We start from the raw sequence: 23,507 nt of genomic DNA, 5'->3' as shown, positions 1-23,507 counted from the left end.
CTCCATAATAAAATAAATCAACCCATTACCTTGTTTATTTTTTATTTAAAAGCCGAGCTACGTATTTGCCAAAAATATCGAATTCCAGATTTACCAGATCGCCAGGTTTTACATTTTTCAGGTTTGTGTGTTCAAAGGTATAGGGTATAATGGCTACTGAAAATTTATTATCCTGAGAATTAACCACTGTTAAACTAATACCATTTACAGAAATAGAACCTTTCTCAACGGTAATATTTCCTATAGTGGCATCATAACTGAAGGTAAAAATCCAGCTCCCGTTCTGATCTAATACTTCTTCACAAAGTCCGGTCTGGTCTACGTGGCCTTGCACGACATGCCCGTCAAAACGGCCATTAGCCGACATGCATCTTTCGAGGTTAACAATATCGCCAACTTTTAAAGCATGTAAATTGGTCTTTTTTAATGTTTCGTTTATTGCTGTTACCGTATAACTTTCACCTGTTATTTCTACAACTGTTAAACACACCCCATTGTGGGCTAAACTTTGATCTATTTTAAGCTCCTCTAAAAATGGACAGGAAAGTTTGAAATGTTTATTGGTTCCTTCTTCCTGAACTGCCAACACTTTGCCTTGAGCCTCAATTATACCTGTAAACATAATGTAGATTTTGCTTAGTACTTATTTTTATGTAAAGGTACTACCTATCTTTTTAAATTTATTATTCTTATCACTTACCCAAAAGTAACGGATTATTTAGCCTTGAATATAGGTTAGGAGGAACAGTATTCAGATGGGCATTTAAAGTTTATAATTTCCCTTTTAAAAGTATGATAGTTAAAAACACCTGAAGTATAACCACGGGTGTATTATTATAATGATATTATATAATACTTCTTATACCTAATTTGCAAAGAATAGTAAAACCTGAATAAAAGAAAATAATATTTATTTTTCAAGCAGGTAAAATTGCTCCTATCTTTCTAATTTAGCAGATAAGTTAAATCAGGCTGCTATAAAAACTAATACAGTTTTAAAAATAAGTAAAGCGGAAGAAATTTAAGACTTAAAGCTTAATAATAAAAGTACAACAATGGAGGATAGTTATAAACACAAAGGAATGCGAAAGGGGCTTGTAAAATTGCTCCGTGAGAAAGGCATTCGCGATGAACGTGTGTTGAAAGCTATCGGTGAAATTCCCCGTCATTTCTTTTTCGATAAAGCCTTTTTAGAACATGCTTACCAGGATAAAGCTTTTCCCATTGGTGAAGGTCAAACTATTTCCCAACCCTATACTGTAGCCTACCAAACAGAATTATTAGACTTAAAACCTACTGATAAAGTATTAGAAATAGGAACCGGTTCCGGGTACCAATGTTGGGTTTTATTGACTATTACGTCACATGTTTTTACCATAGAATACAACAAAGTCTTATTTAATCGGGCTAATCAGATGTTTAAAGCCTTAAATCTAAAGCCTCAGACTTTTTTAGGCGATGGTTCATTGGGTTTACCGGCCTTTGCTCCTTACGATAAAATTTTGGTTACAGCTGGTGCACCGGTAGTACCTAAAAGTTTACTGGAGCAGCTAAAGATTGGCGGTATTTTAGTAATACCGGTGGGAGACGAAAATTTACAGAAAATGGTACGGATAGTAAGGGAAACCGAAACAGAGTTTACCCGCGAAGAATTTAATAATTTTAAATTTGTTCCTCTTTTAGGTAAATCTGGCTGGAACCTCTAAAGTCGATTTCACCTTTCCTTTCTTACTTATAGATTTAATCTTTTAACTTTACGTTAAAGAATAATTTATTCATGAAAAAACAGAAATACGTAAAGGATTCTTTCACTATTATGACGGAGCTAGTACTCCCGAATGACACCAACACGCTTAATAATTTGATGGGTGGCCGCATGATGCATTGGTTGGATATTGTATCGGCTATTGCGGCTCAGAAACACTCTAACCGAATTGTAGTTACTGCTTCCGTAGATAATGTTTCTTTTAAACAAAGTATAAAATTAGGTAGTGTAGTTACATTGGAGGCGCAGGTAACCAGAGCCTTTAATTCTTCTTTGGAAGTACACGTAAATGTTTGGGCCGAGGATATCCCTTCCGGAACCCGGATAAGGTCTAATGAAGCATTCCTTACTTTTGTTGCAGTAGATCAATCAGGCAACCCAATAGATGTGCCGGAGGCTATACCGGAAACCGAAGAAGAAATTAAACTATACGACGGCGCCTTACGCCGCCGACAATTACGACTAGTTTTAGCCGGACGCATGAAGCCACACGAGGCAAATGAATTAAGATCTATTTTTAATTTAGAATAATATAAGTGGAACCAGATTTATCTTTTTTTCAGCATTTTTTTACCGAAACCCTTTTTCTGGTACCTGAACAACAAACTACTACTGCCTCACTTCCCCCTTTGGAGGCGGTGCCAAAGCCTACTCCCCTTACCGAAGTTATTACCGGAGATACGCCCAAGCCTAGGCAGTACCAGGTAGTAGGTGAAAATAAAAAAGGGTTAATAATAGTAGTATCGTTATCGGAACAGGATTTTAGAAGCTTGCCTAATAACGTATTTTTATCTAAGGTTTTAGGGGCTATTCAGCATGGCCCCGGAGATGTAGGGTTTGTAAATATATCGCGCGGCCAGCGGTTAAGCATTTATGATTTATCTAAAGAAAATAACGTTAAGCACCTAATTGCTTTTGGGCCGGGGCTGCTAGACCTGTCTGCAGATTCTAAAGTAAATTTATATAAACCTGCAGCAATTGGTCAGTATCCTTTGTTGGTTGCTGAGCCCTTGGAAAATATTGAAAATGATATTACCAAGAAAAAGTTGTTATGGAATGGGTTACAAACTATATTTTTAAAATAAAAAAAGGGAAGTAATTTACTTCCCTTTTTTTATTTTAAAAATACTTAAAACTATTTGTTTAAAGCATCCGCTTTTTTATTCATGGCTTCTGCGTCTTTAGTACGACCTACCTGAATGTAAACCTTTGCTAAAGTTTCAATAGTAGAAGCATCTTGTGGGTTAGCCCGGTGAGCAGCTTCAAAGTAAGGTAAAGCATTATTGAAATGCTTTTTAATATCCGCTGTCATTTTTGCACCTGAAGATTTTTGAGCAGCAGAACTCATGGCATTAAATTTACGACTTAATTCGGCTGCACTGTTGTAATGAATAACACCTAAGTTAAAATTAGCATCAAAATTATTTGCTTCTACTTTCAAAGCTCTTTCATAAGATTGTCTGGCTAAATCTCTTTTACCAGCCTGATCGTGTAAAGAACCTAAAACATTGTAAAGGTTTACATTATTTGGATCTGCTTCAATTGCTTTTTCTAATTTAGCAATTGCCTCAGGGCCTTTGCCAGAAGCCACAGCATTGTTTAAATCCTCTAACATGAACTCTTTGTTGTTTGGATATGCAGCAATGGCCTGAGATAAGATTTCTTGTGCTTTGGCATTATCTTTTGCTTCTTTAGCAAAATGATATAAACGCTGATAAGCAATCATTGGCTTGTTACCAGGAATATTGGCTTGTAATAACTTGTTATAATGCGTAGCTGCCGTTGCAAAATCTTGTTTTCCTTCTGCCGAGAAAGCCGCATATAAATAACCAGTGGTATCAGTTGGCGCTAATTCCTGTGCTAAAGAAAACGCAGTAATGGCTTCATCAAAGCTTTTGGCTTCAAAAGCTTTTGCACCTGCGTTTATAGCATTGCCATAAAGCGCTTGTTTTTTCTCAGTAGCCTGTGTAGCAAACTGCCCACCTGGCTTGTCTAAAGAAATAGCTTTGTTATAAGACTCAACTGCTTCTTTTATTGGATTGTCAGATAATTTGCCAAAGATTGGATTATCAATCATGGTAGCATAAACATCACCTCTTACAGACCAGGCTTTGGCACTATTAGCTGTTTTTTCGTGTACTACAGCTTTATCAATTTCAGTTTTAGCTTTGTCCAGGGTACCGTTTTTTAAATGTACGGCCGCATTGGTTACAGCTGAATTTTGAGCAAAAGCCAACTGCATGCCAAGAGCTGCAACTGCTGTTAACATTAACTTTTTCATAAACAGTTTTTGTTTGTTTGGATTTTAAGTTAAAAGTAAAAAGAATTAATTTTCATTTATCAAATCCGGATCGGTTAAGTCCGGATTAAGGGATTCATCAGCGGGTAGTTCTGACTGAACCAATACTATTTCTTCCGCAATCTCATCGGCTTTTTCTTCATTTTCAATTTTTGCCACCGAAGAAATTTCATCCCCATCGTTTAGTTTAATTAACCGAACACCTTGCGTTGCCCGACCAATTACCCTTAAATCTGCTACCCGTAGGCGAATGGTAATACCAGATTTATTAATAATCATTAAATCATCGGTATCTACTACTCCATGAATAGCAACTAAATGACCGGTTTTTTCCGTGATATTTAAAGTTTTAACACCTTTACCACCCCGGTTAGTTATACGGTATTCTTCTATAGCAGATTTCTTGCCAAATCCTTTTTCCGATACCACCAGCAGGTTCATATTTTCATCATGCAGACAAACCATGCCCACTACCTTGTCTTCTTCATCTGCCAGGGTAACGCCGCGTACACCCGCTGCATTCCGTCCCATAGACCGAACTTTTTCTTCATTAAACCGCACCGCCCGGCCAGATTTCAAGGCTAAAACAATATCGTTAGAACCATTGGTTAACTGTACATCTAATAAACGATCCCCTTCATTAATGGTAATAGCATTAATACCATTTAAACGCGGACGTGAATAAGCTTCTAAAGGAGTTTTCTTAATGATACCTTTTTCAGTACAGAATATCAGGTAATTGTTCAGCACATAATCCGGATTTTTCAGGTCCTGGACATTAATAACCGCCCGAACTTTATCTTCTTTTTCTATTTGAATCAGGTTTTGGATAGCTCTTCCTTTGGCTGTTTTGCCTCCTTCCGGAATTTCATAAACCTTGAGCCAAAATACCCGACCCAGTTCTGTAAAGAACAACATGTAGTTGTGGGTATTGGCAATAAATAAATGCTCGGTAAAATCTTCCTGTTTGCCTGCTGAAGCCCCACGGGAGCCAACTCCACCCCTGCCTTGGCTGCGATATTCCGTTAAAGCTGTCCGCTTTATGTACCCTTCGTGCGAAATGGTAATAACCATGGTCTCATCCGGAATCATATCTTCCATAGAGAAATCACTGGCTGACATTTCTATGTCAGTACGGCGCTCATCGCCATAGCGGCTTCTTACCTCGTTCAGCTCATCTTTAATAATTTGCATCCGAAGTTCTTCGCTGGCTAATATGGCTTGTAATCGGGAAATCAACGCTTGAATTTCTTCGTATTCTTTTATAATTTTATCCCGCTCCAGACCTGTTAAACGCTGCAGACGCATATCCAGAATTGCTCGCGCCTGAATATCAGATAAATTAAAGCGCTCAATTAAACCGGCACGGGCTATTTCCGGATCCCGGGAAGAACGGATTAAGTTGATAACTTCGTCCAGGTTATCTAAAGCAATTAATAATCCTTCTAATATATGAGCTCTTTTCTTAGCTTCTTCTAATTCGTATTCAGTACGGCGAACGATTACTTCGTGCCGGTGATTTACGAAATGCATAATCAAATCCTTCAGGTTAAGTGTTTCTGGCCGGCCATGTACCAGCGCCACATTATTTACCCCGAAAGAAGATTGTAATTGTGTGTATTTATAAAGATTGTTCAATACCACGTTTGGCATGGCATCACGTTTCAGATCATACACAATGCGCAAACCATCCCGGTCCGATTCATCGCGCAAATCTGAAATTCCTTCTATTTTCTTTTCATTAATTAAAGCAGCCGTTTTTTCAATCATTGCTGCTTTGTTTACCATATAAGGAATCTCCGTAACAATAATTTGTTCTTTACCAGATGGGGTAACCTCAAAGGTTGCTTTTGCCCGAACAATTACCCGACCCCGGCCTGTTTCGTAAGCCGATCTTACCCCCTCATATCCATAAATGGTACCACCAGTCGGGAAATCCGGAGCAGTAATAAACTCCATTAATTCAGCTATGGTAATTTCATTATTATCAATGTAGGCAATAATGCCGTTTATTACTTCAGTTAAGTTATGCGGAGCCATATTGGTGGCCATACCTACTGCAATACCCGAAGTACCATTTACTAATAAATTAGGTATTTTGGCTGGTAATACACTTGGCTCGCTTAGAGAGTCATCAAAGTTAGGAACAAAATTAACGGTGTTTTTTTCTAAGTCAGCAAGTAGTTCATCCGCAATACGCTTTAACCGGGCTTCGGTATAACGCATAGCAGCTGGGGAGTCGCCATCAATTGAACCAAAGTTCCCCTGCCCGTCTACTAATGGATAACGCAATGACCAATCCTGAGCCATCCGTACCATGGTGTCATACACAGAGGCATCACCGTGCGGGTGATATTTCCCTAATACCTCCCCTACAATTCTTGCTGATTTCTTGTACGCTTTGTTATAGGAAACACCCAACTCCGACATACCATAAAGTACCCGGCGGTGCACAGGCTTTAAACCGTCACGTACGTCCGGTAAAGCTCTCGAAACGATAACGGACATCGAATAATCGATGTACGCGCCACGCATTTCATCTTCAATATTTATGGGAATTATTTTTTCGCCTTCAGCCATACTTGGTCTGTAAAAACTATATATTGTTTATTCGCTATAAAGCCGCAAGTTACGCAATTTTCACCTTTTCCCCTAGTATTATTTCTTCTTCCGGAGCTCTTTTTGCTGGGTAGCCTGGTTATCCTGAGGCATTTTTTTTGGCATTTTCTCACCAATGTGTGGGTTTTGTTTTTTCCAGATTGGCTGACCCCGGAATTCTTTTCCTCCGTGAATATGTACCTTTCTGGTATGGCAGGAAAAAATTGGGCAAGCTGGTTTACAGGATGTGAAACTTATTATTATCAGAAAGCAAAAAAGAAAATAGTGTTTTAACATACCCCTATAAGGCTCCATTTTTTTATTCTTACAGTAAAGTACTGGTTAAATTTCTTTTAACGCCCAAACATACTAAATTATTTTACGAGCAGTAAAATGTAGCTTATCTTTTGGACTAAATGAACTGTATATTATTCCACTGGCAGTTGAAGTTATTTATGGCCTGCTAAGCGAGTAGTTTATTAGGTTATATAGTAAAAACATTTAAAAGTATCAATAAACTAACTGCTTAAACAACCGGTCTAAGGTTGCTTTGGCATCACTGCATAAACCCGGGTGCACGGCAGAGGTTTGCACTACTGTGCTTCTGGCAGAGGTTAACCACCTAAACCGTGAAGCTATGGGTAATTGGCCTATCACACCTCCTTCCTGTCGTCCGGCACAAATGCGATTAAAGGCTTGCAGTCGTTCCTGTAGTTCTTCCATGTCTAGTTTAGAAGAGAAGGCCTTTAACCGGTCTTCATTCAGGTGGCAAGCGGTTTGCAAAAATCCCTGAGAGGCACAGTAAAGTATTACCCCCACATTTAAAAACTCCTCGCGTTCTACACACGGAACCACGCGGATTACGGCATACTCAAACAATTGCTTTTCTGGCATGTTGTGCTTCATTAACAAAGGTTTCAGCATTAGCTATGCGTATTTCTAAAAACCGGGCATACACTTGCCGGTATTCTTCTGCCGTGGCAAAAGGCGAATCTGCGGTTAAAAGCCATTCATCCGGAATTAAACTTACAACAGCCTGTATTTTGTCGGGAGTAAGGATTTCCTTAAATTTTGTATTAATTATATCTAATTCGGTGGCTCGGGGTAATAACACGTGATCTTTTATTTGCGGGAATGGCCGTTTAGCCTGTTCTTCCCAATTTTGCCAGTTATGATGAAAATAAAATGCGGCTCCATGGTCAATCAGCCACAGTTCCTTGTGCCACATGAGCATATTGGTATTGCGGGCCGTTCTATCTACATTGGTAATGAGGCAATCGAGCCAGACAATTTTAGAAGCCAGTTTAGCATCTACAGAATTAACAAGAGCATCATATGTAATGGCCCCGGAAAGATAATGCAATCCTAAATTTAATCCTTCACTGGCTCGCAATAAGTCCTGAATTTCCTCATCCCCTTCTGTTCTGCCAAAGGCTTCATTTAGTTCGGCAAAAACAATCTCCGGCATCTTAAAACCTAATAATCGAGCTAATTCTCCTGCAATTAGTTCGGCAATAAGTGCTTTTACGCCTTGTCCGGCACCTCTAAATTTAATTACATACAAGAAATGGTCGTCGGCTTCCACAATAGCCGGTAGCGAACCGCCTTCGCGCAATGGCGTTACGTATCGGATTACTTCCACCGTCCGGAGTTCGGGTGGGTTATAATTAATCATAGACCTTTGCTTTTAAATTTTTACAGCTATACGAAAAAGGTTTAAAATATTTATGGAAGCAATTTTTTGACCGTCAAACATACCAAACGGCTTCTTTAGCGAGTGTTATATTAACGGAATCATTCACTTTAAAATAATTCTGATTGGTTCGGGCCAAGATACAGGTGCCATTTAGGGTAATTTCAATTTCGTAAAAGCTACCATAGTAGTTTACCTGGGTTACTTTTCCCGGTATTCCTGGTTCTGTTCCAGTAGCAAACTTCAAGTCTTCGGGGCGGATCACCATGTTTTTATAGCTTTCCTCTACATTCAGAAATTGGGTTATTATTTTAGATTGCTCTGGGGTAAGCAGGTTGTAATTACCAAACAGGCCGGCTATATAGGTGGTAGCTGGTTGCTGATAAATTTCCTTAGGTGTTCCTTTTTGAATAATCTGCCCGTCGTGCATTACCATTATTTGGTCGGCCCAAGAAAGCGAATCCAACGGGTCATGCGAAATTAAAATAAGGGAAATTTCTAGTTCTTCGGTTATATCACGGATGACTGATTTTAAAATTTGCTTGTGCGTCATGTCCAGATTAGAAAATGGCTCATCCAGCATTAAAAGCTTTGGTGCAGTAAGCAACAACCGGGCTAAAGCTATGCGTTGGGTTTCTCCCCCTGATAAATGATCGGTGCGGCGTTTTAGTAAATGATTTATGCGGCAAACGCTATAAAGCATTTCAGCTTCCTCCCCGGGTAGGGTATTTGCATACCGCAATGCCTGTTCAACCCTTAAGAACTTGGGCAGTTCAAATTGTTGCGACAAATAAGCAACGCCCGGATGGCCAGGTATTAACTGATCCTGCGGGCCTTTTACTTTTTTTCCAGCGAATTTTATTAATCCCGCATCAGGCTGGATAAGACCTGCAATGGTTTTTAATAAAGTGCTTTTTCCGGAACCGGTTTCCCCGGCAATGGCCACTTTCTGAAAAGCCTGTTGGGTAAAGTTTATATTTTTTAAAACAAATTTTCCTTCTTCCTCAATAGATAAGCCGGCTACTTCCAATAAATCCATCAAATCAGAAAGTTTTCTTTATGATATTCATGCAAACAATTCTTCTTGAAAACAAAAGTAAACTTTATTTCCGGGAAGTTTAATAGTATAATTTTATTATCCGGTCAGGCAACTACAAGTTATTTACTTTAGGTAAAGATTGCCTTCATAAAAAAAGCTTTCCTATTAGGGAAAGCTTCTGAATTTTTTTATTCGTTGTTTATTGCAATAACACTACCGCTTCTACATTTCCTTGCTGAACCGCTAAGTCCAGTGCGGTGAGTCCGCGTTGTTCTCTGATTTCTTTATCGGCGCCGTATTTTAAAACTGTTTCAATTAAATTATTTCGGCCAAACATAGTGGCAAACATCAAGGCTGTTCCGCCATTACCGTGCTGCAAGTTTAAGTCTGCTCCATTGGTAATAAGTAGTTCGGCAATATCCTGGTATCCTTTAAAACAAACTCCCATCAAAGCCGTGTTGCCTCCAAAATCCTGGGCATTAACATCGGCATTAGCTTCAATTAATACTTTAGCGGCTTCTAACTGTCCATTATAACAGGCAATTATTAAAGGGGTATAGCCCCTGTCGTCGTGAATGTTAACATCGGATATTTGAGCTATAGCATTTTTAAGAGTGGGAATATCTCCCTGCCGGGCAGCATTGAAAAGTATTGTAATAATGTTTTCCATTTGTAATTGGTTTTTACCTGAGTTTATACAAAATAAAACCGCTTCCAACCTTAAGCCGGAAACGGTTTATTTTGTTATTTGAAATTAATAAGGTTTAGATTCAGTAGAAACATTCTGGGCTTGTTCTACGGCTTGATGAGATTGAGTAGATCCAATAGGGCCTTTATCAATATTCATGGATGCGGCTTTTTGTAATCCTTCTGCCACTCTCCGGCCATAGTCCTCGTCGCATTGGGTAAACAGTTCTACCATTTTCTCCTGAATATGCTTCTGAACCGGAGCCAAGGTATTTACGAGGTTATTAATCAAGTCATCCCGTTCCCAATCTTCAAAGTTTCGGTAGGTTTCGCCGGCCTGATTAAAATTGTTCTGGCGGCTAATTTTTTCCCGAACCAGCATGGCATGATACATAGGAGTATGCTCTGCCCCGGCCCGTGGAGCTTCTTTTAATCCACCTAAAGTAGACGGCTCATAATTAACGTGCGGGTTTAATCCTTTTACAATGTCCTGACGATAAGCCATTTGGCCGTCGCGTTGGTTTGTTGCCACTGCTTTTCTGGGGGCATTAATTGGTAGTTGTAAATAATTAGTTCCTACCCGATAACGTTGGGTGTCTGAATAAGAAAAAGTTCGGCCCTGCAACATCTTATCATCTGAGAAGTCTAATCCATCTACCAGTACGCCGGTACCAAAGGCTGATTGCTCTACTTCCGCAAAATAATTAACCGGATTGCGGTCCAGGGTCATTTTACCTACCGGATACCACGGGAATTGTTCTTTTGGCCACAGCTTTGTGTCATCCAGCGGATCAAAATCCAGTTCCGGATGTTCACCGTCTTCCATTATCTGCACATTAAGCTCCCACTGCGGATATTCACCTTTTTCAATAGCTTCATATAAATCCTGGGTGGCGTGATTAAAATTTTTGGCTTGAATTTCTTCGGCTTGGGTCTGGGTTAAATTCCGGATTCCTTGTAATGGCTCCCAGTGGTATTTAACCAGCACAGCTTCACCGGCTTCATTCACCCATTTGTAGGTATTTACACCTGAACCTTGCATTTGGCGGTAATTAGCCGGAATACCCCATGGTGAAAACAGAAAAGTAATCATGTGCATGGCTTCGGGGGTATTGCTTATAAAATCAAAAATACGTTCCCCGTCCTGAATATTAGTTACCGGATCTGGTTTAAAGGCATGAACCAAATCCGGAAATTTCATGGCATCCCGGATAAAAAATATTTTAAGGTTATTACCCACCAAATCCCAATTTCCATCCTCAGTATACATTTTAACCGCAAAACCTCTGGGATCGCGTAAAGTTTCCGGAGAGTGTCCACCATGAATTACGGTAGAAAACCGAACAAATAAAGGCGTTTTTTTGCCTTCCTGAAAAACCTTAGCCCGAGTGTATTTAGAAACCGATTGGCCATTGAGGGTGCCATAAGCCTCAAAATACCCATGAGCGCCAGCTCCTCTGGCATGTACTACCCTTTCCGGCACCCGTTCCCGATCAAAGTGTGACATTTTTTCCAGGAACTGATAATTTTCAAGGGTTACCGGGCCTCGGTTACCTACAGTACGCACATTTTGGTTGTCGTAAACCGGATGTCCTTGGCGGGTGGTTAAAATTTCAGATCCTTGCGTAGGAGTGTTTTGCTCATTGCCTGGTATAATCTGTGATTTTTCATTTCCAGAACCAAATAGGCCATTTTGTTGGTTGCTCATAGAATAATTATTAGTGGATAAATAAATTACCTTTCCAATACTGGCACCTTACTGATATAATTGAAGAAACTCCCAGTTTAGTATATTCCAACTTTTTTCTACTATAATTCTATGTTTTTGGTTTGGTTAAAATTAGATAATTAATCTTATCTATCCTTTTTAGGTAATTGCATTAACCTAATTTTTCATCCACCACAAAAGGTAAATTAAACAGAAAAGCATCTGGGTAGATGCTTTTCTGTTTAAGAAAACTAATTATTTTTTGCTTTTATGCAGGGCTAGTGTTTGTACAGAAGGATTTCTTAATTCTGAATGTAAAACATAACCTACCTGGTTGTTTATAGTAACAATGGTCCAGGTGTTATTGAAACGGCGGACAACAACCATTCTATCGGTACTGTTCAGGCTCCTGAGTACCTCAGTAGACGTGCCGGGTTGGCGATACATTTTTACCCCTTCGCAACTGGCTTGGGCTATTATTTCATTGCCACTAAAGGCATTAAAACAAATTATGGCTTGTAGTAATAAAGCTACAAACGTAAATAAAATTTTTTTCATGGTTTTGGGTTTTAAATAAAAACTAGCGGATTCAACAACATTAAAATCTACTATATGGCAGCAAAAATAAACATAAGGTTTAGGCATTTACCTTAGTGGAATAGATTATGATTTTATCCTTCTCGAGATAGTATTTACCATCGTTTTTCCTCCTCCCGGTTTAAATAAAAACCAGGTAAATCAGAGGAAAATCAAGAGAGTAAGGAAATCAGAAGCAGCTCACATTTCCAATAGAAACCTTTAGTAAAGCTTGTTGTAAAGATTTTCTTTCGGCCTATTATCATCTTCTTAAAGTGTAGCTAATAAGGTTTTATATTATTAAATAATATCCCAGCCCTTCCGGCTTTTTTACATCAGCAAAAAGTATAGAAGAAGCATTAGCAATGGCGGTGATAAACCCACAAGTAGCAACAGTCCCTCTTCTGAACAGAACTACTAAGCAGCTTTAGGAAAGCAAATAAATTAGTCAATATTGTGTATTTATATAAACCTGTATACCAGGTAGCAAAGGAGAGCAGCCAATGTTGTTACATTAGCAAATGAGAGGTGGAAGTAGGTTAAATAATTCGATATATTTTAAAATCGGCCTATTCCTTTACCAGTCTAGAGTTACCTACTTTTAGTTTCTTTAGTGTTTCAAATTTACCTATTTTATCTGCTAGAAAAATAGTAAAAAAACGACAATTTATTCTGTACCCACCCGGGCCGTATAAATTTCTTCGCGCAATGGTGACAGATTATAACACATGGAAGGACTGCTACCGGCAAACTTTTTAAACTCTTTTATCAGGTGCATCTGGTCAAAATAACCACATTGGTTGGCTATTTCTGTCCAGCTTTTTTTCGGGTTTTCTAATTTTATCTTGAAAGCTTTATTAAACCGGGTAACACAGCAAAATAATTTAGGGGATAATCCTACTTGTTCAGAAAAATGCCGCTCAAAATTTCTTTTACTCATGTTGGCTTCCTTGGCGAGTTGATCTACATTAACATGCCCTGCATTTTTAAGAATAATAGTAGAAATCCTGGTAATATTATCCGGGGCAGTGGGTAGTTTTGATTTTTGAAGGCAATCTTGTAGAAAGGTATTGGTTAAGTTTACCATTTCGGTAAGGGAGGATGCCTCACCTAATTTTTCATAAAATTCTCTTACTGCCCTGCCAAATACATCATCCAAGTTAATTACGTAATTCGTAAACTCCTGAGGGAGCAACCTAAATATTTTATGAAAACCAGTTGGGTTGAATACTATTTCAAAAAAGGAATAACAGCCATTAAAAGCCATATCTCCGTTAAACTGAGTGCCTAATCCTGTTACCCCACCAAAGCAGCCACCTTGCAAAAACTGTCCGGTTTGCGGATTTATAAAATGCACCGGTTTATCTTTAAAAAAGAAAACCATTGTAATTTCGTGAGCAGCAAACCAAGGCTTTCTTAAGTCGGAACCATGGGTATTAAATTCCCGGTAGGTATAGCAGCGTACATAAGGTATTAATTCAGGAGAAGGTGCTGCTTCAGAAGTTATAATCATTTTTCTGGCTGAAAGAATTATAACCAAGCGCTTATAGGAACAACTTTACCAAACCTTTTCAGGATGCTTTGATAGGTAAAGCAGGAGAATAAGCCTTTAAAGACTTTAGTTCTATTATCTTTAATAAAAGATAAAGAACACGTAGCGTCTTGTTCCTTAAAAGGATACAGCTTTTGTTAAACTACTTATTTAAAGTACCAATAAATTATACCTTAGATAAGTAGTTTAGTTTACTTTTTTAATCTTTTTATTTAAATACTTATAAATTTTAACGGTTGGTATCAGTTTCTTTTATTACCTGATAACGAATCCAAAGAAAGTCATCATAAATCTGCTCAACAGATTTTATTTTAAATTGAGTAGCTTTTCGGTTTTCGTAGCCTTCAGCCACTTCAAATACGGTGGGCGAACCTATAGCGCCATCTGCAACCGGAGCTAGTACAAGGCTAAATTCATCTATTAAGCCTGCCTGCAAAAACGAACCATTTACATGGCCACCACCATCTATCCGAACTGTCTTAATCTGGAAAAGGTGGTATAGTTTCTTTAATACCAAATCCAGGTCAAGTTCTTCTTTTCCGCCAAATATATAGGATACATTTTTGCTCCTTAAATGCTCCAGGTAACCAGTTGGCACTTTTTCTGTCAGCACTTCTATTACATGTTCAGTCGATACCATATTGGTATCCCAGAAACATTTACCGGACGGGTCTATGACTACGGCAAACGATTTAACCGGCTGGTCAGCCACATAATCTATTTTAGGAATGTGGGTTCTGTCTGCTTCAATAGAATATGTATTCTTGCTGGAGAACTCCTGCATGGTAACCCGCCCTACCAGCCAGGCATCGGCAGTTATTTTTTCGGCAGTTTCCTCAAAATACTTATGATGATCTTTAAAACCCCAAATGTTTTGCTTTATGCGCCCATCTACTGAGCCCAGCATATGACAAATAACATAAGGTTTTTCAGTATTTAACATCACTTTAATATTAAGTAATTATATAAAAATTGCTTTTACACCAGAGGTAAAACTTTACAATATTACTTAATCCGAAAGAAAAATTAATAGGTAATAAAACTTTATTACTGTAGTTGCTAGTTAATTCTTTCTTACTTTACATTTTAAGCGTATATGATTTGCTTAATTTTAAGTGAAATTTGTTGGTTTTTGCTTTCCGTTTATCTTTGCTGAAGTGAAAATAATTTATAATGGCATTCTGTTCTTCCATTATTGGTATACCTGCCCCTCTCTGTACCAAAAAGAAAGTAGTATCTCCTGAAAGATGGATGGTATGAAACTTAGTTAAATAAGATTCTCAAATATTTAAATTGTTTCGCTCTTATTAAACTTTTTAAACCGTTCAAGTTTATTATAACGGTTTAAGCATGGTTTATAAAATTTTTAATCAAGTATATTTACTTGAGGCTGCTGGGTTAAGGCAACCAGCGTTATACATTAAATAAATTCCCAGAGCTTTATGGGGATTGTTAGTAAAAAGATGAATAAACAAAATTTAATGCATGGTTCTATTTTTGTAATGCTTCGGAAATTTGTAGAGAGCAATTATGATTATAGTACATGGATGGATTTACTTAAAAAAGTTGGAGTTGAAAGAACTTCTTATCCCATGCATGGCATGTATCCAACGGATGAACTATTCGCTATTGTGCACGAGGTAGCCGAAAAAATGGAGATTCCGGTTTATGACTTTATGGAAAAGTTTGGCGAATTTATGGTGCCAGACTTGATTGAAATGTATAAAGATTACCTGGATCCTGCCTGGTGCACCTATGAGATGTTAATCTACACGGAAGAAAAAATGCACGGTGCTGTAAAGTCGCAGGATAAAAGGACCTCGCCACCCAAATTATTGGTAACCAAGCAAGGAGAAAAACGACTGATAATTAATTACACTTCTAAACGCCGCATGTCGGGCGTAGCGGTAGGCATTATTAGGGGCATTGCCAGGTATTACCAAGAAAGCGATAAAGTTACTGTAATTCGTCTTTCTCAGCCCGCTGCCGAAAAGGTCCAGATTCTGGTTGATTTCGAATAATTAGTACATAACCATTTTTCATCGCTAGGCAGTTTTACCTGGTTATTTCCAAATACCAGTAAAACTGCCTAGCGATGAAAAGCTTTATTTTTATTGATAAAAAGTAAATTACTTTTTATCAATACCATTTAAAATCCTTCGGATTTCATTTGTTTTCTGCATTAGTTCGTAACTAGCACTTTCGTTTTGGGTATCAATAAATTCTTTAAACTCCTGTAACTTTTTAATGTAACTATCGAGGGCTGCCGAGATATTACGACTATTTTGTGTAAAAATAGGTGCCCACATATCTGGCGAGCTTTTAGCTAACCTAACGGTAGAAGAAAAACCGGACCCTGCCATATTAAAGATGTTTTCCTCATCGCGCTCTTTTTCTAATACAGTAGCTCCCAAAGCAAAAGAACTAATGTGGCTCAGGTGCGACACATAAGCCAGGTGCAAATCATGCGAAATAGAATCCATGTAACTCAGACGCATATTCAGGTCGCGACATAAGGCTTCTACCAATGCTACAGAACCAGGCAAGCATTTCTCCTGATCACATAAAATCATAATCTTCTGGTGGAGCAGCTCTGCAAAGGCCGCTTCCGGTCCGGAGTTTTCGGTACCAGCTATGGGGTGTACCGGCACAAACTGGTTTCTTTTAGGGTGGTTTTCCGCGGTTTGAGAAATTAATTCTTTTGTAGAACCAAAATCTATAAGGGTGGCATCGGCCGGAAGTAAATCCAAAACTTTAGGTAACAAAGCAATAATGGCATTTACAGGTATGGCCAGTACAATCAATTGTGATTTTGCAACCGCTTCTTCCAAAGGCAATATTTCATCAGCCAAGCCAAGTTCAAGCGCCTTGGCAGCGTGCTGTGGGTTATTATCTACGCCAATAAAAAATAAATCTTTTCGCTTTTCTTTTAAACCTAAGGCAAAAGACCCACCTAATAAGCCCAGGCCCACAATACAAATATTCATGGTGCTAAATGACACACTTCTTGATTAATTTCCAAATCCTGATAAAATAACAAAAATATAATATGCGTTTTAAAGGTTTTAAACCATTATTTTGAACTAAAATAACCTATATTTTTTTATAGTTTTGATGTCTGAAAGCCAGCTATTTTTCGTTGGCAATCAGGGGTAAAACTAAATAAAATTTTATTTTAACAAATTTTTAAAAACAAGCGTTTTGAAAATAAGAAATTTTATTACTTTTGCCGCGAATTTAACCTCAATGGAGAACCAAATCCTATATCGCAATATGTTAGCTGCCCTGCGTGTGTTAGTGGCTGTTGCGACTCCATTATATAGTCCTGCATATAGACAGGTGTACCCCTTGCGGGCATAATCTGTTGTTGGTGGCTTACGTAGTCGCTGTCTTTTCCCGAACTTCTTTTTAAATTTTTAGTATTCCTTAGCAGGATTTTTATTCATTTTTAAATATTTATTTAATCTAATGTTTGAAAAAAATAAATCTGTAACCTCTCAACCATTGGTTCCGCCAACAGTTGATGCAGATTTTATCATACAAGTGGCTACTGCCGACCACTTCCAGTTTGCCCAAATTATTGTGGATGAAATGGAGTCTTCGGCAAAATTACGTGGCACCGGTATAGCCAAGCGTTCTCCTGAGTACATTAAAGAAAAAATGGCGGAAGGGAAAGCGGTTATTGCTTTAAGTCACGACAACGTTTGGGGTGGTTTCTGCTATATTGAAACCTGGGGACACGGTGAGTACGTGGCTAATTCTGGTCTAATTGTTTCGCCTAATTTTCGCCAAAGTGGACTGGCAAAGCGTATCAAAGAAAAAGTATTTGAACTTTCCCGGAAAAAATATCCGGAAGCTAAAATATTTGGGTTAACCACTGGCCTGGCTGTCATGAAAATTAACTCTGATTTAGGATACCGCCCGGTAACTTATTCGGAGCTAACTGATGATGATGCTTTCTGGGCAGGCTGCAAAAGCTGTATAAATTACGAAATTTTAACTATGAAGGAGCGTAAAAACTGCTTATGTACTGCCATGCTTTACGATCCGGCACAGGAAAACAAACAGAAAAAAGAAGAACCAAAACAAAAAGAATCTCCTGATAACCTTGTAAAGGAAGAAGGCTCGGTTGAATTTGTAAAAAGTGGCGGCATACTGGAAAAGTTAATGTTGTTTAAAAAACAGGTATTAACCGGCAACCCAAGCAAATTCTCCTTAAAATTTTTCCTGGCCAATTTACTGTAGCTATTATCTGAAATTAAGTGGTGGATATTAAAATCTACCGCTTAATTTTGGCTCTTAATAATAAAACAATAAAATTTTAGCTTTCCGAAAATGAAAAAAGTGGTATTAGCCTTTAGTGGCGGCCTCGACACCTCGTACTGTGTTAAATATTTAGCGAATGAGTTGAATTTAGAAGTTCATTCGGCCATTGTAAATACCGGTGGTTTTTCTGCCGAAGAATTACAGGAAATAGAAAGACGGGCCTATAACCTGGGCGTGGCGAAGCACCTTACTATCGACGAAACCGACGATTATTACAACAGCTGTATTAAATACCTTATTTTTGGAAACGTTCTAAAAAATAACACTTATCCACTTTCGGTTAGTGCCGAGCGGGTTTACCAGGCATTAGCTATTGCCCGTTATGCAAAAGAAATTGGAGCAGATTATGTAGCCCACGGTAGTACCGGAGCCGGTAACGACCAGGTGCGTTTTGATATGATCTTTAACATTATGTGTCCGGATGTGGAAATTTTAACACCTATCCGGGACATGAAATTATCCCGCCAGGAAGAAATAGATTACCTGAAGAACCTGGGTGTGGAAATGAATTTTGAAAAAGCTGCTTATTCCATAAACAAAGGCTTGTGGGGCACCTCTGTTGGTGGAAAAGAAACCCTTACCTCCTTTGGTTATTTACCGGAAGAAGCCTGGCCAACTCAGGTAACCAAACAAAATCCGGAAGAAGTAAAATTGATTTTTGAAAAAGGCGAATTGAAAGGTGTAAACGAACAACGTTTCGATAACCCGGTTGAAGCCATTCAGAAATTAAATGAAGTTGCTGCTCCTTTTGGAGTGGGACGTGATATACACGTAGGCGATACCATTATTGGCATTAAAGGTCGGGTTGGTTTCGAAGCTGCTGCCCCTATGATTATTATTAAAGCGCACCACGCTTTAGAGAAACACACACTTACTAAATGGCAATTGTACTGGAAAGACCAGTTAGCAGTTTGGTACGGTAATTTATTGCACGAAGGCCAGTTCCTGGATCCGGTAATGCGCAACGTGGAAAAATTTTTGGAAGATACACAGACAACTGTATCGGGTACGGTTACCGTTGGTTTAGCGCCTTACCGTTTCTACGTGGTAGGTATCGAATCAGAGCACGATTTAATGTCGTCTAAGTTTGGTTCTTACGGCGAAATGAACAACAGTTGGACTGGTGAAGATGTTAAAGGCTTCTCTAAAATATTTGGTAACCAGACCATGATTTACCACAAAGTTAATGGCCATTCTTAATACGGGGTCTAAAATACGTGTTGGTATAGCCGGTGGTGCCGGTTATACCGGCGGGGAGCTTGTACGTTTGCTTCTGAACCACCCAAACGCCGAAATAACTTTTGTTCACAGCTCCAGTAACGGTGGCAAATATTTATACCAGGTTCATACCGATTTATTAGGCGAAACGGAGTTAACCTTTAGCACCGAATTCTCCACCGACATTGATGTATTATTTTTGTGCGTAGGTCACGGAGCGGCTAAGAAATTTTTAACCGAGCAAAACTTTCCTGCTTCGGTTAAAATTATTGACCTTAGTCAGGATTTCCGGTTGAACGATACGGCTAATTTTGAAGGTCGTGATTTTGTTTACGGCTTACCAGAATTGCAGCGCGACGAAATAACCAAAGCCAATAATATTGCCAATCCAGGTTGTTTTGCTACCTGTATTCAATTGGCTTTATTGCCTTTGGCGAGCAAGAATGGTTTAACATCAGCGGTACATATTAGTGGAATAACGGGTTCTACCGGGGCCGGACAAAGTTTAACCGAAACCAGCCATTTTAGCTGGCGGGATAGCAATGTTTCAACTTATAAGTTGTTCAATCACCAGCACTTACAGGAGATCAGGCAAAGTTTAGGTTTATTACAATCAGAAACCTTACCGGCCATTCATTTTGTACCTTACCGGGGCAATTTTACCAGAGGTATTATCACAACTTGTTATTTACAAACTAATTTAAGTCTGGAAGAAGCCAGGAATATTTACGAAGCGTTTTTTGCCAATCATCCCTTCGTACATATTTCCAAAGTTAATCCGCACCTAAAGCAGGTAGTAAATACAAATAAAGGCATTGTTTACGTAGATAAAGTAGACGATCAATTAGTTATCATCAGCATGATTGATAATTTATTGAAAGGTGCCTCCGGACAAGCGGTACAAAACATGAATTTATTATTCGGTCTGGAAGAAACTACTGGCTTAAGGATTAAACCATCTGGTTTCTAAGATAATAAAGTAAGACAACTAAACTATATATGTCATTTAGGAGGAAACTTGTTTGCAATCAATGAACAAGTTCCCTCCTAAGTGACAATAGTGAATTAGTAAGTCTTTCTCCTCTCTAAACTTATAACGTAAAACGTCTAACGTACAACGTACTATGAAATTATTCGATGTTTATCCCCTCTTCGATATCACCCCTGTAAAAGCCCAGGGTTCTTATGTTTGGGACGATAAAGGAACAAAATATTTAGATTTATACGGTGGCCATGCGGTTATTTCTATTGGCCATACACACCCGCACTATGTGCAAAAATTAACCGATCAGATAAATCAAATTGGTTTTTACTCTAATTCTGTTCAAATTCCGCAACAACAGGAATTAGCCGATAAAATGGCTGAATTATGCGGTTACCCGGATTATAGTTTATTCCTGATAAACTCCGGTGCCGAAGCCAACGAAAACGCTTTAAAGGCTGCTTCTTTCTATAACGGTCGGAAAAAAGTAATTTCGTTTAACAAATCTTTCCACGGACGTACTTCGGCTGGTGTAGCCGCTACCGACGATAAATCTATTCAAGCACCCATTAACAAGGGGCATGAAGTAATATTTCTGCCGTTAAATGATGCAGAAGCCCTGCAAAACGTAGAGAATCCGGAAGAAATTTGTGCGGTCATTATTGAAGGTATTCAAGGAATTGGCGGTGTTTATACCCCTACCAATGAGTTCTTGACTCAAATTCGCCAGTTCTGCGACCAGCATAATATTGTATTGATCTTAGACGAAATTCAGTCTGGTTACGGACGTTCCGGTAAATTCTTTGCCCACCAATACTCTGATGTGAAAGCCGATATTATTACCATGGCCAAAGGTATGGGCAACGGTTTCCCGGTTGGTGGTATTTTGCTAAGCCCGAAATTTCAGCCTAAATACGGCCTGTTAGGTACTACTTTTGGTGGCAATTATTTAGCTTGTGCGGCTTCTATTGCGGTATTAGACGTAATCAAAGAAGAAAATCTAGTAGAAAATGCTGCTGAAGTAGGTAATTACCTGATTGAGCAATTACGCCAGGTAGAAGGTGTGGTAGAAGTACGTGGCCAGGGCTTAATGATTGGCGTGGAAATGGCATCACCAATAGCTGAATTACGCAACGAATTACTGAAAGAGCACAAGATATTTACTGGTTCGGCTTCTAATAAAAATACCTTGCGCATTTTACCGGCGCTTAACCTGAAAAAAGAAGAAGCAGATATTTTCCTGCAAGCCTTTACGCAAGTACTTTCTAAAACACTGGTTTAATGAGACAATTTACTTCGGTTAAAGATGTAGCTGATATTTCGGCTTTAGTAACAGAAGCACTGGTTTTAAAAAGAAACCCTTTTGCTTATAAAGATTTAGGTCGGAATAAAACCTTAGGTCTGATATTCCTGAACCCTAGCTTACGCACCCGTTTAAGTTCGCAAAAAGCAGCGGCCAATTTGGGAATGGAAGCCATTGTCATGAATATTGACAAAGAAGGCTGGGCATTGGAAACGCAGGATGGTGTAATTATGAACGGCACTACCGTAGAGCACATCCGTGAAGCAGCCGGGGTTATGGGACAATATTTTGATATATTGGCTATCCGCTCTTTTCCGGGTTTAAAGGACCGGGACGAAGACTACAGTGAAGATATCCTGAATAAATTTATTAAATTTTCCGGTATTCCACTGATTAGTCTGGAATCTGGTACCCGGCACCCGTTACAAAGTTTAGCCGATTTAATTACAATAACCGAAAATAAACCGGAAGGCCGTCGGCCAAAAGTGGTATTAACCTGGGCACCGCACGTAAAAGCTTTGCCACAGGCTGTACCTAATTCTTTTGCCGAATGGATGTGTGCCGCCGAGGTAGATTTTGTGATAACCCACCCGGAAGGCTATGAACTGGATACTCAGTTTACCAATGGAGCGACCATTACTTACAACCAGGAAGAGGCTTTAGCTGATGCTGATTTTATTTATGTAAAAAACTGGTCGTCTTTCCAGGATTATGGCAAAGTGTTAAGCACCGATCAAAGCTGGCTCTTAACCCAAGAGCGTTTGGGTGTTACCAATAATGCCAAAGTAATGCATTGCTTACCAGTACGCCGGGGCATGGAATTAAGCCACGATATTCTGGATGGGCCAAACTCTTTAGTAATTCAGGAAGCTGGCAACCGGGTATGGGCGGCGCAGGCAGTATTAAAAAGAATGCTTGAAACAAATTTTTCTCCGGCTTAATGAAAAAAGTAGTGAACGTCATTAAAATAGGCGGCAATATAATTGACAATGAAGCCAAGTTAAACCAGTTTTTGCATGATTTTGCCCAGATTACCGGCCCTAAAATATTGGTACACGGGGGAGGAAAAATAGCGACCGAAGTTAGCAAAGGTTTGGGCATTGAAGCTAAAATGGTGGATGGTCGCCGCATTACCGATGCCGAAACGTTACGCGTGGTGACGATGGTATATGGCGGCTTGGTAAACAAGAATATTGTCGCTAAACTGCAAGCCTATAATTGTTATGCTATTGGTCTAACTGGCGCCGATGCCAATTTAATTCCAGCTACCAAACGTCCGGTTAAAGCTATTGATTACGGGTTTGTAGGAGATATTGCCGAAGGAGCAATTGATGGGCAAAAGCTGGCTTTGTTTATTGATAATGGCATGACACCGATTTTTGCGCCGCTTACCCACGATGGTCAAGGCAATTTATTGAATACCAATGCCGATACCATTGCCTCTACCCTGGCAGTAGCTATGTCCGATATTTATGAAACCAACCTGACCTATTGCTTCGAGAAAAAAGGCGTGTTGGCAGATATTGAAGATGATAATTCAGTAATCAATAAAATTACACCTGATAAATACCAGGAACTAAAGCAAGATGGTACCATTGTGCAAGGCATGATCCCAAAACTGGATAATGCTTTTAACGCTATCAATGCCGGAGTAAAATCGGTATTTATTTGCCATGCCGATGAGGTTTTAAATATTTTAGAAAAGAAAGAAAAAGCCGGTACTGAATTATCTGCTTAATAATACTATTTAGTATATAAGTT

Annotated in this window: 23 protein-coding genes; 10 read left to right on the top strand and 13 right to left on the bottom strand. The window is 38.9% G+C overall.

Annotation, left to right across the window (positions count from 1 at the left end):
• Positions 1-34: 34 nt before the first annotated feature.
• Entirely contained in the window at positions 35-622 is a 588-nt protein-coding gene (locus tag ADHAQ_RS0120650; RefSeq protein ID WP_026464552.1) for a riboflavin synthase, read from the bottom strand.
• A gap of 433 nt (positions 623-1,055) precedes the next feature.
• Between ADHAQ_RS0120650 and ADHAQ_RS0120645 the strand changes: the two genes are divergently transcribed.
• The 3 genes from ADHAQ_RS0120645 to ADHAQ_RS0120635 all read left to right on the top strand — a co-directional run bounded on the left by ADHAQ_RS0120645 (position 1,056) and on the right by ADHAQ_RS0120635 (position 2,850).
• Positions 1,056-1,706: a protein-L-isoaspartate(D-aspartate) O-methyltransferase gene (locus tag ADHAQ_RS0120645; protein WP_026464551.1), complete on the top strand. Its 651-nt coding sequence runs from the start codon at positions 1,056-1,058 to the stop codon at positions 1,704-1,706.
• 71 nt (positions 1,707-1,777) lie between these two features.
• Positions 1,778-2,296: an acyl-CoA thioesterase gene (locus ADHAQ_RS0120640; RefSeq protein ID WP_026464550.1), complete on the top strand. Its 519-nt coding sequence runs from the start codon at positions 1,778-1,780 to the stop codon at positions 2,294-2,296.
• Positions 2,297-2,301: 5 nt separating this feature from the next.
• The gene (locus tag ADHAQ_RS0120635) at positions 2,302-2,850 is read left to right on the top strand and encodes a hypothetical protein (protein ID WP_026464549.1); all 549 of its coding nucleotides are present in this window, start codon (positions 2,302-2,304) and stop codon (positions 2,848-2,850) included.
• 50 nt (positions 2,851-2,900) lie between these two features.
• Here ADHAQ_RS0120635 and ADHAQ_RS0120630 read toward each other — a convergent pair whose 3' ends face one another.
• The 11 genes from ADHAQ_RS0120630 to ADHAQ_RS0120580 all read right to left on the bottom strand — a co-directional run bounded on the left by ADHAQ_RS0120630 (position 2,901) and on the right by ADHAQ_RS0120580 (position 14,860).
• A complete protein-coding gene (locus ADHAQ_RS0120630; RefSeq protein ID WP_026464548.1) occupies positions 2,901-4,046 on the bottom strand; it encodes a tetratricopeptide repeat protein in 1,146 nt (381 codons plus the stop codon).
• A 45-nt stretch (positions 4,047-4,091) separates the two neighbouring features.
• Positions 4,092-6,644, bottom strand: a complete 2,553-nt coding sequence (gyrA, locus tag ADHAQ_RS0120625; RefSeq protein WP_026464547.1) for a DNA gyrase subunit A — start codon at positions 6,642-6,644, stop codon at positions 4,092-4,094.
• Positions 6,645-6,722: 78 nt separating this feature from the next.
• Positions 6,723-6,977: a hypothetical protein gene (locus tag ADHAQ_RS0120620; RefSeq protein ID WP_026464546.1), complete on the bottom strand. Its 255-nt coding sequence runs from the start codon at positions 6,975-6,977 to the stop codon at positions 6,723-6,725.
• Positions 6,978-7,172: 195 nt separating this feature from the next.
• The gene (locus ADHAQ_RS0120615) at positions 7,173-7,556 is read right to left on the bottom strand and encodes a DUF3037 domain-containing protein (protein ID WP_026464545.1); all 384 of its coding nucleotides are present in this window, start codon (positions 7,554-7,556) and stop codon (positions 7,173-7,175) included.
• Positions 7,534-8,337 (bottom strand): HipA family kinase, encoded by an 804-nt coding sequence (locus tag ADHAQ_RS0120610; RefSeq protein ID WP_425393690.1) that lies wholly within the window; start codon positions 8,335-8,337, stop codon positions 7,534-7,536. Before ADHAQ_RS0120610 ends, ADHAQ_RS0120615 begins: the two co-directional genes overlap by 23 nt.
• 73 nt (positions 8,338-8,410) lie before the next feature.
• Positions 8,411-9,394 (bottom strand): ABC transporter ATP-binding protein, encoded by a 984-nt coding sequence (locus tag ADHAQ_RS0120605; RefSeq protein WP_026464543.1) that lies wholly within the window; start codon positions 9,392-9,394, stop codon positions 8,411-8,413.
• A 199-nt stretch (positions 9,395-9,593) separates the two neighbouring features.
• Positions 9,594-10,064: an ankyrin repeat domain-containing protein gene (locus ADHAQ_RS0120600; protein WP_026464542.1), complete on the bottom strand. Its 471-nt coding sequence runs from the start codon at positions 10,062-10,064 to the stop codon at positions 9,594-9,596.
• 84 nt (positions 10,065-10,148) lie between these two features.
• Positions 10,149-11,789, bottom strand: a complete 1,641-nt coding sequence (locus tag ADHAQ_RS0120595) for a catalase (protein WP_084523925.1) — start codon at positions 11,787-11,789, stop codon at positions 10,149-10,151.
• Between the two features lie 255 nt (positions 11,790-12,044).
• Positions 12,045-12,347: an SH3 domain-containing protein gene (locus tag ADHAQ_RS0120590; RefSeq protein WP_157433476.1), complete on the bottom strand. Its 303-nt coding sequence runs from the start codon at positions 12,345-12,347 to the stop codon at positions 12,045-12,047.
• 685 nt (positions 12,348-13,032) lie between these two features.
• Positions 13,033-13,878, bottom strand: a complete 846-nt coding sequence (locus ADHAQ_RS0120585; protein WP_026464539.1) for a helix-turn-helix domain-containing protein — start codon at positions 13,876-13,878, stop codon at positions 13,033-13,035.
• A gap of 268 nt (positions 13,879-14,146) precedes the next feature.
• Positions 14,147-14,860 carry a dihydrofolate reductase family protein gene (locus ADHAQ_RS0120580; protein WP_026464538.1) on the bottom strand — a complete coding sequence of 238 codons (714 nt, stop codon included), beginning with the start codon at positions 14,858-14,860 and terminating at the stop codon, positions 14,147-14,149.
• Positions 14,861-15,380: 520 nt separating this feature from the next.
• Here ADHAQ_RS0120580 and ADHAQ_RS0120570 point away from each other — a divergent pair.
• A complete protein-coding gene (locus ADHAQ_RS0120570) occupies positions 15,381-15,938 on the top strand; it encodes a heme NO-binding domain-containing protein (protein ID WP_169728022.1) in 558 nt (185 codons plus the stop codon).
• A gap of 108 nt (positions 15,939-16,046) precedes the next feature.
• On the opposite strand, the gene ADHAQ_RS0120565 is transcribed toward ADHAQ_RS0120570, so the two are convergent.
• Entirely contained in the window at positions 16,047-16,904 is an 858-nt protein-coding gene (locus ADHAQ_RS0120565; RefSeq protein ID WP_026464536.1) for a prephenate dehydrogenase, read from the bottom strand.
• A 481-nt stretch (positions 16,905-17,385) separates the two neighbouring features.
• On the opposite strand from ADHAQ_RS0120565, the gene ADHAQ_RS0120560 reads away from it, so the two are divergent.
• The 6 genes from ADHAQ_RS0120560 (at position 17,386) to argB (ending at position 23,484) form a co-directional block, all read left to right on the top strand.
• Complete coding sequence (locus tag ADHAQ_RS0120560) at positions 17,386-18,162, top strand: N-acetyltransferase (protein WP_051360060.1); 777 nt, start codon at positions 17,386-17,388, stop codon at positions 18,160-18,162.
• A 90-nt stretch (positions 18,163-18,252) separates the two neighbouring features.
• Entirely contained in the window at positions 18,253-19,443 is a 1,191-nt protein-coding gene (argG, locus tag ADHAQ_RS0120555) for an argininosuccinate synthase (protein WP_026464534.1), read from the top strand.
• Positions 19,430-20,431 (top strand): N-acetyl-gamma-glutamyl-phosphate reductase, encoded by a 1,002-nt coding sequence (gene argC / locus ADHAQ_RS0120550; protein WP_026464533.1) that lies wholly within the window; start codon positions 19,430-19,432, stop codon positions 20,429-20,431. The genes argG and argC overlap by 14 nt, the downstream gene beginning before the upstream one ends.
• Before the next feature lie 154 nt (positions 20,432-20,585).
• The gene (locus ADHAQ_RS0120545; RefSeq protein WP_026464532.1) at positions 20,586-21,725 is read left to right on the top strand and encodes an aspartate aminotransferase family protein; all 1,140 of its coding nucleotides are present in this window, start codon (positions 20,586-20,588) and stop codon (positions 21,723-21,725) included.
• Positions 21,725-22,687: a Rossmann-fold NAD(P)-binding domain-containing protein gene (locus ADHAQ_RS0120540; protein WP_026464531.1), complete on the top strand. Its 963-nt coding sequence runs from the start codon at positions 21,725-21,727 to the stop codon at positions 22,685-22,687. The genes ADHAQ_RS0120545 and ADHAQ_RS0120540 overlap by 1 nt, the downstream gene beginning before the upstream one ends.
• Positions 22,687-23,484, top strand: a complete 798-nt coding sequence (gene argB, locus ADHAQ_RS0120535; RefSeq protein WP_026464530.1) for an acetylglutamate kinase — start codon at positions 22,687-22,689, stop codon at positions 23,482-23,484. The genes ADHAQ_RS0120540 and argB overlap by 1 nt, the downstream gene beginning before the upstream one ends.
• The last annotated feature ends 23 nt before the right edge of the window (positions 23,485-23,507 follow it).

This window comes from Adhaeribacter aquaticus DSM 16391 (assembly GCF_000473365.1).
Taxonomy (GTDB): domain Bacteria; phylum Bacteroidota; class Bacteroidia; order Cytophagales; family Hymenobacteraceae; genus Adhaeribacter; species Adhaeribacter aquaticus.
This window is presented reverse-complemented; position numbering and strand designations above follow the sequence as displayed.